The sequence below is a fragment of the Bradyrhizobium sp. genome (assembly GCF_049512235.1).
Classification (GTDB): Bacteria; Pseudomonadota; Alphaproteobacteria; order Rhizobiales; family Xanthobacteraceae; genus Bradyrhizobium.
The window spans coordinates 1-9,105 of record NZ_JBEKXH010000266.1 but is presented as its reverse complement, the minus strand read 5'-3'; the positions used below and the strand labels follow the sequence as shown (position 1 = coordinate 9,105).

At 62.9% G+C, this 9,105-nt stretch carries 7 protein-coding genes; 5 read left to right on the top strand and 2 right to left on the bottom strand.

Annotated features, from left to right (window positions below; all coding sequences use genetic code 11):
* A partial coding sequence (locus tag ABSG20_RS22335) for a response regulator (RefSeq protein ID WP_423866686.1) occupies positions 1-502 on the top strand: 502 nt, incomplete at its 5' end.
* 80 nt (positions 503-582) lie between these two features.
* On the opposite strand, the gene ABSG20_RS22330 is transcribed toward ABSG20_RS22335, so the two are convergent.
* Positions 583-4,023: an indolepyruvate ferredoxin oxidoreductase family protein gene (locus ABSG20_RS22330; protein WP_423866685.1), complete on the bottom strand. Its 3,441-nt coding sequence runs from the start codon at positions 4,021-4,023 to the stop codon at positions 583-585.
* Between the two features lie 287 nt (positions 4,024-4,310).
* Between ABSG20_RS22330 and ABSG20_RS22325 the strand changes: the two genes are divergently transcribed.
* Both ABSG20_RS22325 and ABSG20_RS22320 read left to right on the top strand, forming a co-directional pair.
* Complete coding sequence (locus tag ABSG20_RS22325; protein WP_423866684.1) at positions 4,311-4,742, top strand: response regulator; 432 nt, start codon at positions 4,311-4,313, stop codon at positions 4,740-4,742.
* Positions 4,739-5,944 (top strand): histidine kinase dimerization/phosphoacceptor domain -containing protein, encoded by a 1,206-nt coding sequence (locus ABSG20_RS22320; RefSeq protein ID WP_423866683.1) that lies wholly within the window; start codon positions 4,739-4,741, stop codon positions 5,942-5,944. Before ABSG20_RS22325 ends, ABSG20_RS22320 begins: the two co-directional genes overlap by 4 nt.
* A 175-nt stretch (positions 5,945-6,119) precedes the next feature.
* On the opposite strand, the gene ABSG20_RS22315 is transcribed toward ABSG20_RS22320, so the two are convergent.
* Positions 6,120-6,797, bottom strand: a complete 678-nt coding sequence (locus ABSG20_RS22315; RefSeq protein ID WP_423866682.1) for a Crp/Fnr family transcriptional regulator — start codon at positions 6,795-6,797, stop codon at positions 6,120-6,122.
* A 347-nt stretch (positions 6,798-7,144) separates the two neighbouring features.
* Here ABSG20_RS22315 and ABSG20_RS22310 point away from each other — a divergent pair, with 347 nt between their 5' ends.
* Complete coding sequence (locus ABSG20_RS22310) at positions 7,145-8,005, top strand: response regulator (protein ID WP_423866681.1); 861 nt, start codon at positions 7,145-7,147, stop codon at positions 8,003-8,005.
* 343 nt (positions 8,006-8,348) lie between these two features.
* Positions 8,349-9,105, top strand: a 757-nt coding sequence (locus tag ABSG20_RS22305) for a CHASE3 domain-containing protein (protein WP_423866680.1), incomplete at its 3' end; no start/stop codon positions are given.

Below are 9,105 nucleotides of genomic sequence, written 5' to 3'. Positions count from 1 at the left end.
GCGCGGGATGGCGGAATTTCGTTCCTGCGACGCGGCTGCAAAGATGCTCGTCGTGGACGACGATGCCTGGGTCGTGCGAACGCTCGCCTATCACTGCACGCGCATCGGCTTCGATGTCGATACCGCGGCCAACGGGCTGGAAGCCCTTTTCAAGGCAAGTCGGCGCAAGCCCGACATTCTCGTCATCGACATCAAGATGCCGGAAGTGGACGGCCTGTCGGTTTGCGCGCACCTTCTCGACGCCGACAAAGTGCCGCCAAGTGTCATCGTGATCACCGGCGGCCGGGACCCGAATGTCATTGAGAGATGCAAGGACTTGGGCGCGTATTATGTGCGCAAGGGGCCGCATTTCTGGAACGATCTGGAGGACGCATTGGTGGAGATTGATCCCCTGACGGCCGCCAGGATCGGCGAAAACTGGGCGCGCGGACCCGCGCCCGCGGTACGAAGCCGTCCGCGCGTCCTGCTGATCGACGATGACAATGACGTCGGCGTAGAGTGACCAGATCGGACGCATGTCCGAACTGGCCGCGAAACCCATCGCGAGAGGCGGATCCGATCCGATCGTTTTGACGGCCGGCCTCACATCATCGCGGCCCGAAGGTTGCCGGCCTTCGCCTGCACCTTTTCAACCGCGGCGTTCTTGACCGGGCCGTAGCCGCGGATCTCCATCGGCAAGGCCGCGATTTCGACCAGCCGGGGAATCGTGTCGGCGCGCAAGTGAGGCATGAGTTCCGTCACCAGCGCTTGATACCATGGGATCAATGCGCGTTCCATCCGCCGCTCGTGCGCATAGCCGAAGATGTCGAGCCGCGTTCCCCGCAAGCTTTTGAGCCGGGCCAGCACGCGAAAGGCGGGCTCGATCCAGGGCCCGAACGACCGCTTCAGCGGGCGACCCCGCGCATCCCGGCCCGCGGGCAGGATCGGCGGCGCCAGATGATACTTTATCTTGAAGTCGCCTTCGAACTCCTGCCGCAATTTTTCCTGCAGTCCGGTCTCGGTGTGCAGCCGCGCCACTTCGTACTCGTCCTTGTAGGCCATGAGCTTGAACAGAGCGCGGGCGACGGCGATCGTGAAGGCTTGCGATTGCGGCACGCGGGCTTGTTCGCCGACGCCAACGCCGGTGACGAATTGGCGATAGCGCGCGGCATATTCCGCGTCCTGATAGGCGGTCAGGAAATCGGCGCGGCGCGCGACGATCTGATCCAGGCTTTCCTCCGGCGGCGCCGGCCCCTGCAGCGACAGGGCGAAGTTCTGGTCGGCGACCGCGAGGCGCCCGCAGGCGAAAGCGCGCTGGTTCTGTTCGACGGCGACGCCGTTGAGCTCGATCGCCCGCATCAGCGCATCGGACGAAACCGGAACCAGGCCGCGCTGCCAGGCCGCGCCGAGCATGATCACATTGGCGAATACGGTGTCGCCGAACACCCTGTCCGAAAGCTGGTTGGCGTCGAGGCTCGTCACATGGCCCGGCCCGATGACACGCGCGATGCTCTCTGCCCGCAACGGCGCGTCGAGACTGGCGTCGGGATGGCGCACGATGTCGCCGGTCGGCATTTCAGCGGTATTGACGACCGCACCCATCCCCAGACGATAGGTCGACGCCGCCTTGGCGGAGGAGCTGACGACGATATCGCAGCCGATCAGGGCGTCGGCGGCGCCTCGATCGATGCGGACCTGATGGATCTGGGAAGGATCGGCTGCCAGCCGGATGAAACTCAGCACCGGGCCGAACTTCTGCGCAAAGCCGGTAAAATCCAAGACCGAGGCGCCCTTGCCCTCAAGGTGCGCGGCCATCGCGATCAGCGCGCCGACCGTGATCACCCCGGTGCCGCCGACGCCGGTGACCAGCAGGTTGAAAGGCGCCTTGAGCTCGACGCGTTCAGGTTCGGCGAGCGCGCGCGCCCGCGCCAGCAGATCGAGGTCCGCTCCCTGCTTCTTGCGCCGGCTCGCGCCTTCGACCGTGACAAAGCTCGGACAAAAGCCGTTCAGGCAGGAAAAGTCCTTGTTGCAGGAGGACAGGTTGATCTGGCGCTTGCGGCCGAACGGGGTTTCCTTGGGCTCGACGCTGAGGCAGTTGGACTCGACCGAGCAGTCGCCGCAGCCCTCGCACACGAGATCGTTGATGTAGGCAAATCGGGGCGGGTCGGGCATGAGGCCGCGTTTCCGCTTGCGGCGCTTCTCGGTGGCGCATTCCTGCTCGTAGATCAGGACGCTGACGCCGGCAACCCCGCGCAGTTCGCGCTGAACCGCATCGAGCCCGGCGCGCGGATGGATCGTAACTCCCCCAGGGAAATCGCGGGCGTGAAATTTTCCGGGATCATCGGATACCAGCGCGATCCGGGTCACGCCGTTGGCGCGGACTTCGTGGGCGATGCCCTCGACGCTGATGGGGCCATCGACCGGCTGGCCGCCGGTCATCGCGACCGCGTCGTTGAACAGGATCTTGTAGGTGATGTTGGCTTTTGCCGCGACCGCCTGGCGGATCGCCATCGAGCCGGAGTGATAATAGGTACCTTCGCCGAGATTCTGGAACACATGATCGCGGCCGGTGAAGCGCGAGGAGGCCGCCCAGTTGACGCCTTCGCCGCCCATCTGGATCAGCGAGGTGGTTTCGCGATCCATCCAGCTCGCCATGAAATGGCAGCCGATGCCGGCCAGGGCGTGAGAACCCTCGGGAACCTTCGTTGATGTATTGTGTGGACAGCCCGAGCAGAAATAGGGCGTGCGGGTCGCGCCTGTTATCTCGGCGATCCCGGGGCCTCGCGGCGCAAGCTTCGCGGCGCGCGCGTGCAGCTCAAGTCCCGGAAAAATCGCGTCCAGACGGCGCGCCACGATCGGCGCCAAGAGGCGCGGCGACAATTCGCCGACCCAGGGCACCAAAGGGGCGTTGTTCTCGTCATTCTTGCCGACCATCCGCGCCGGCTTGTGGCCGGGATAATCGTAGAAATATTCCTTGAACTGGCTTTCGATGATGCCGCGCTTTTCTTCGATCACGAGGATCTCGCGTTTCTCGCGGACGAATTCCAGCGCATCGTGATGCGCCAGCGGCCAGACCATGCCGACCTTGTAGATGTCGATGCCGATGCGCCGGCATTCGCTCTCGGAGAGACCGAGCAGCGACAAGGCCTCCATCAGATCGAGGTGGGCCTTGCCGGTCGTGACGATGCCATAGGTGGCATCTTGGATGTCATAGATCTTGCGATCGATCGGGTTGGCCGCGGCGAAGGCCAGCACCGCGTTCTTCTTGAACTCCAGCCGCTGCTCGATCTGCGGACCGGGCAGATCCGGCCAGCGATAATGCAGGCCGCCCGGCGGCGCCTCGAACTCCGGGGTTGCGAAAACGCGCCGCGCCGGAACATCGACCGAGGCACAGGATTCCACGGTCTCCGAAATCGCCTTGAAGCCGCACCACATTCCGGAAAAGCGGCTCAGCGCGTAGCCATATTCGCCGAAGCTCAGATATTCCGCGACGCTGGCCGGATGCAGGGTCGGCATGAACCAGGCCATGAAGGCGACATCCGACTGGTGCGGCATCGAGGAGGACACGCAGCCATGGTCGTCGCCGGCGACCACCAATACGCCGCCATGCGGCGAGGAGCCGTAGGCATTGCCGTGCTTTAGCGCATCGCCGGAGCGGTCGACGCCGGGACCTTTGCCGTACCAGAGGCCGAACACGCCATCGACCTCGCGCGTTGGATGGGTCTCGACCTGCTGCGAGCCCAACAGCGCGGTTGCCGCCAGGTCTTCATTGACGGCGGGAAGAAATTCGATGCGGCGCGCTTTGATGAATTTTTCGGCGCGCCAAAGTTCGAGATCGACGCCGCCCAGCGGCGAGCCGCGATAGCCGGAGACAAAACCGGCGCTGTTGATGCCGTCGGCGATGTCGCGGTCGCGCTGATCCAGGAGAATGCGCACCAGCGCCTGCGTGCCGGTGAGGAAGACCCGTCCGCGCTGCCGCGTGTAGCGGTCGGTCAGCGCATACGGGTCGAGGCTTGACTGTGCTCGATCTGAGATCTGTGACATGGGCCGTCCTCCGCGTCAGGATGCCGATGGAAGTATTGCCGGTCAATATTGCTCACTCGACAGCAAAGCCGGAAATGCTCTTCAGGATGTAGATCGAAGACCAGCGGGAACCATTGCCGCGGCGATCTATTGGACTGAGGCGGCATCGTGCGCTCAATCGCTGTTAGCAGACGTTAGGTTTGACGCCGCCTGCACGACCCGATGCGGGTCGCCCGGCAACAACGACTGGATTTTCTTCACAAGCAGCTGCTCGAATGTCGATCGGGCCGCGGGCTGAAAGACAGGCTATGCCCAAGATCCTGATTGTTGAAGACGACCTCATGCTGGCGGATTTCGCCGAAGAGATCCTGATCGAACACGGCTACGAGGTGAGCGGCATCGCACGCACCGTCGCCGAAGCGGTGGCGCTGGCACGACAATCCAGGCCTGACCTTGTGATGCTGGATCTGCGGCTGGCCGAAGGTGGGCTCGGAACCGAGGTCGCGGCTCGGCTGCTGACCCTTGGCAAGCCCGGCATCCTCTATGTCACCGGCAATATGTCGCAGGTCGCCCTTACCAACGGCGACGCCTGTCTGGCCAAGCCCTACCGCCCCGTCGATCTCGTTCGCGGTCTGGAAATCGTCGCCGGGATTGTCGCCACCGGCACAGCGCAGCCACCATTTCCCCACGGGTTCCAGCTGCTGGACCGCGCCGCCGACGCCCCGGCGGTTCTGCAATGAATGAAAACGCCACACACGTCCGCAAGCTGCTCCGCCAGCAGGCCGCGGTCGCCCACTTTGGCAGCTTTGCGCTGCGCGAGAGCGATGTGCCGAAGGTTCTGACGGAAGCGGCGCGGGTCTGTGCCGAATGCCTCAGCGTGCCGTTTTCCAAGGTGTGCCGCTACCGCACCGCGGAGAACGATCTTCTCATCGAAGCCGGACATGGCTGGCACGCCGGCGTCATCGGCAATGTCGTGTCGCGTGCCGACGAAACCTCGCCACAGGGGCGGGCGTTCATCACCGGGCAGCCGTCGATCTGCAATGATTTGCGCAAGGACAATGATTTCAAGCTGCCGGCGTTCTATGCCGAGCACGGCATCGTCTCGACCATCGACGTCGTCATCAATGGCAGCGACGACCGGCCCTATGGCGTGCTGGAGATCGACAACGACCGCCAGCATGACTATGACCAGCACGATGTCGATTTCCTCACCGGCTTTGCCAATGTTCTGGCCGAGGCTGTGGCGACGTCGGCGCGCACCGGCGTGCTGCAGGACACGATCGAACGGATGAAAGTCCTGGTCGCGGAGAAGGACCGGCTGCTGGAACAGAAGAAGGTGCTCGCCGAGGAGCTGCAGCACCGGGTGCGCAATAATCTGCAGCTGGTCTACGGGATGCTGAGCAAACAACTGGACGACACGCCGGACCGGGCCGGGCAACGCGGCATCAGGGCCATTTCGCGCCGGGTCTCGACGCTGGCACAGGTCTACGACCATCTGCTCGGAACCGAGATGACGCGAACCACGGATTTCGGTTCTTACGTGAAATCGCTGTGCCTCAACCTCGCGGATATTCAGGCGGCGCCGGACGGCGGCGTCAAGCTCACTTGCGACAGCGACGCGATCGTCCTCGATCTCGATGTGGTGACGGCGCTGGGCATCGTGGTGGCGGAGGTGGTTACCAACAGCTATGACCATGCCTTCCCCGGCGGCAAGAGCGGTTCGATCACCGTGTCGGTGCGCCGCTCCGACGGCGACGCCGCGACCATGACCATCAGCGACGATGGCACCGGCTTTCGGGCCAGGGCCGAAAACAAGCGGCATGGACTAGGACTGGTGCGGCGGCTGGTCGAACAGTTTCGCGGCAGCGCGATCGTCGCCTCCGATCACGGCACGGTCTGGACCATCAAGATTCCCGTCCCGAAGGTCGCCCTCGCGTCTTGAGCTTCTCCCCTCCCCCCGCGAAGCGGTGGGGAGGGGTCGGGGGCGGGGGGTCTATCGGCAGAACCGCTGCATCGGTGAACGCCACGCCACCCCCCACCCCCGACCCCTCTCCACCATCCGGCTTCGCTACGCTTCGCCGGACGGGGGGCGGGGAGTCCAGAAACAGGGGTCGGGCTCACTCGTCATCTCTCAGCTCGGGCTTGTCATGCAGGACCGCGTCCAGCAACGTACTGTTGACCTCGATGTGACCGTTGTAGCTGATCAGGCCGAGCTTGCGGAACTTGTTCATGAAGTGGCTGACGCGCGATCTTGTGGTGCCGATCATATCGGCCAGTGTTTCCTGGCTGATATTCGGGACGATGGCCTGCGGCGTACCTTCCTTGCCAAAATGCGAAAGCAGCAGCAGCATGCGGGCAAGCCGCCGCTCGCTCGAATTGAACAGCTGGTCGATCAGGTCTTCTTCGATCCGGCTGTTCCGGGTCAATAGATACGCCACGAACAATTCGGAGAACGCGGGCTGCTCGCGAAGCGCGGCCTGCATCGCCTTTTTTGTGATGGACGTGATGACGCAGCGTTCCATGGCGGTGGTGGTCGAGATGCGCAAGGGATGACCGTTCAGGCAACCCTCGCCGAAAAACTGCCCGGGGCCCAAAATTCCGACCACGGCCTCCTTGGCCTGCTGGGACAGCACCGTGAGCTTGATCTTGCCTTTTTGAATGTAGAACACCCTGTCTGCGACGTCGCCTTGCGCGAACACTTTGTCATTCTTTTCAAGTTCGAGGATGGTCTTGCCGGCGCCCACCTTGGCGAGAAAATCGTGGGCGTCGAATGCGGCCTTGGCCGGCTTTTCCATCCAAACCTCGTCTCTCTGGCGCAGGCCGAATTGATGTCGGGCGGGAGCAAAAATTCTCAGGCAGCGAAATGTGCCCGGGGCGACGCGGCGAGTTCGACAGTACGCGCAGCCGACCGCGGGGCGCTGATCAATAACGCTCAGTTCCTGAAATTGGGCTGGCGTTTGCGTAATCCTACGCAGACGATCTTTATCGCCCCGTTCACGTAACGTCGATCTGATCGCCATCAAGCGCCGAAACCCCGATGGTGCATTAACCAGATCCGTATTTCCTGACCTGACGTTGCGTTGACGGTACGATCCTTCCTCGAGAGAGGGACGGCCGGACGCCTACAGTGGAGTTGCGCGTCATGGATACATTCGAATCAACCGGGGTCGCCAACAAGATTCTCATTGCCGACGACGATCCCTGTGTTCTCAGGGCCGTCGCCGATCGATGTACCCGGATGGGCTTCGATGTCGAAACTGCGGCCACCGGACTCCAGGTCCTGATCAAGGCCGGTCAGCACAGGCCCGACATTCTCGTCATTGACGTCCACATGCCCGAGGTGGATGGCCTGTCGGTCTTGACGTATTTGTCGGATGCCGCGAAGAGGTCGCTCCATGTGATGGTGGTTACGGGAAATCCCGGTCAGGAAATTGCGGCGGCGTGCCATGGACTGGACGCGGTCTGCATCCCGAAGGGACCGGCGTTCTGGAACGAATTCGAGGCGCGCCTGATCGAAATTTGTCCCCACAAGGCAGTTGCAATAAGGCAATCGGCGATGCCGCCGGCAGAACACCAGGTGAAGAAACTGCCGCGGGTGCTGCTGGTGGACGACGATGCGAGCATCAAGAAGATGTTCTTCAACAGATTTGAGAAATTAGGGGTGGAGCTGCTTTATGCGGCCGATGCCACGCGGGGATTCTGGAAGGCGCGTCGCGATCAGCCGACGGTCATCGTCGCCGATTTCTGCATGCCGAACGGCGACGCAGAATATCTCCTGACCAAATTGCGGCATACGCCGGAGACCAAGAACATTCCGGTGATCGTTCAGTCCGGGCGTCGTCTCAGCGCGGTAGTCAGACAGAGGCTGGGGCAGCCGATCTGCGGCCAGCCGGGCGCGGCGCGGATCCTGCGCAAATCCTTCGACGGCCGGGAATTATTCGAAGCGCTGCAGAGGTTTTGTGGCTTTGCAAGCAACCTCGAGGGCGAATCACTCTACCAATAGGGACAGACGTCAAAGCTCCCCTCCCCACCGCTTCGCGGGGGGAGGGGAGAACCATCGCTGGCCTAAGTATCCTTCTGTATCCGCGGACCCCGGTAATCCCGTTCGCCGAGGCTTTTGACGCAGACTGCGCGAACAGTGTGAGCGAGATTATACACGCCATATCCACGCTGCCATGCAGACCGATCGAAGGCTTGAGGCTCAGACATTAAGCAGAGGCACTGATTCGGGTCGCATCACGCCCTGATCCATAGAACCCGACTTAAGCGTCCTCGGCCATCCATGGGGGCTTCGCTATGTCTCGCACCGATTTTGCGGATCGATGGCTGCTGCCAGCAGCATTGACATGAACGGACCTCGCCGCCTGTTCGCGGCGCCGGGTTCAAGCACGGTTGTCGGGCCGCCGGAAATCCGCGTCGCCGGGTTGGGGCTGAGCTTCCCGATTCCGTCGCAGCGGCTCATCCTCGCCATCGGTTTCGCGGTGCTCGCGGCGATCAGCGCAGCCTCGATCGCGCTTGACGTCAAGTCCCGATCCGAAGCGGCCTGGGTCCACCATACGCTGGATGTAACCAGCAAATTGACCGACCTGCGGCTGTTGTTTCGGCGCGCGGAGAGCGCGGCACGCGGCTATCTCCTCACCGGCGATCCCACCTTCGTATCCGAATATGACCAGTCCCTTGACGGAGTCGGGCCCGGATACGAATGGCTTAAACGGCTGGTCAAGGACAACCCTGCCCAGGAGCAATTGCTCGCAACCGGCGAACGGCTTGTTGAACGAAGATTTGCTGCGGCCAGCGACATGATGCGCTTGCATGCCGAAGGGGACAGTGCAGGGATTGCAGCGCTTAGCGTCAGGGCGGAAGGTCGCGCGCTGATGGAATCCATCAGCGCCAACTTCGATCAACTCGCCGGCGAGGAGCAGAGACTGCTCGCGAGTCGATCCGCAGCATCGCAGCGGACAGGGAGCCTGCTGCTCGCTGTCGATCTGTGCTGCACCGGCTTGATCCTGATCCTCGTGGCGTTGCTGATCCGGGAGGGCCGGCGTTCGCGCCGGAAGCTGACCCATGCATTGAGCGCCGCCGGGATCGCGAACGAGTCACTCG

Coding starts and splice junctions, on each gene's coding strand:
- ABSG20_RS22330 (WP_423866685.1), bottom strand. CDS start 4,023: ATGTCACAGATCTCAGATCGAGCACAGTCAAGCCTCGACCCGTATGCG.
- ABSG20_RS22325 (WP_423866684.1), top strand. CDS start 4,311: ATGCCCAAGATCCTGATTGTTGAAGACGACCTCATGCTGGCGGATTTC.
- ABSG20_RS22320 (WP_423866683.1), top strand. CDS start 4,739: ATGAATGAAAACGCCACACACGTCCGCAAGCTGCTCCGCCAGCAGGCC.
- ABSG20_RS22315 (WP_423866682.1), bottom strand. CDS start 6,797: ATGGAAAAGCCGGCCAAGGCCGCATTCGACGCCCACGATTTTCTCGCC.
- ABSG20_RS22310 (WP_423866681.1), top strand. CDS start 7,145: ATGGATACATTCGAATCAACCGGGGTCGCCAACAAGATTCTCATTGCC.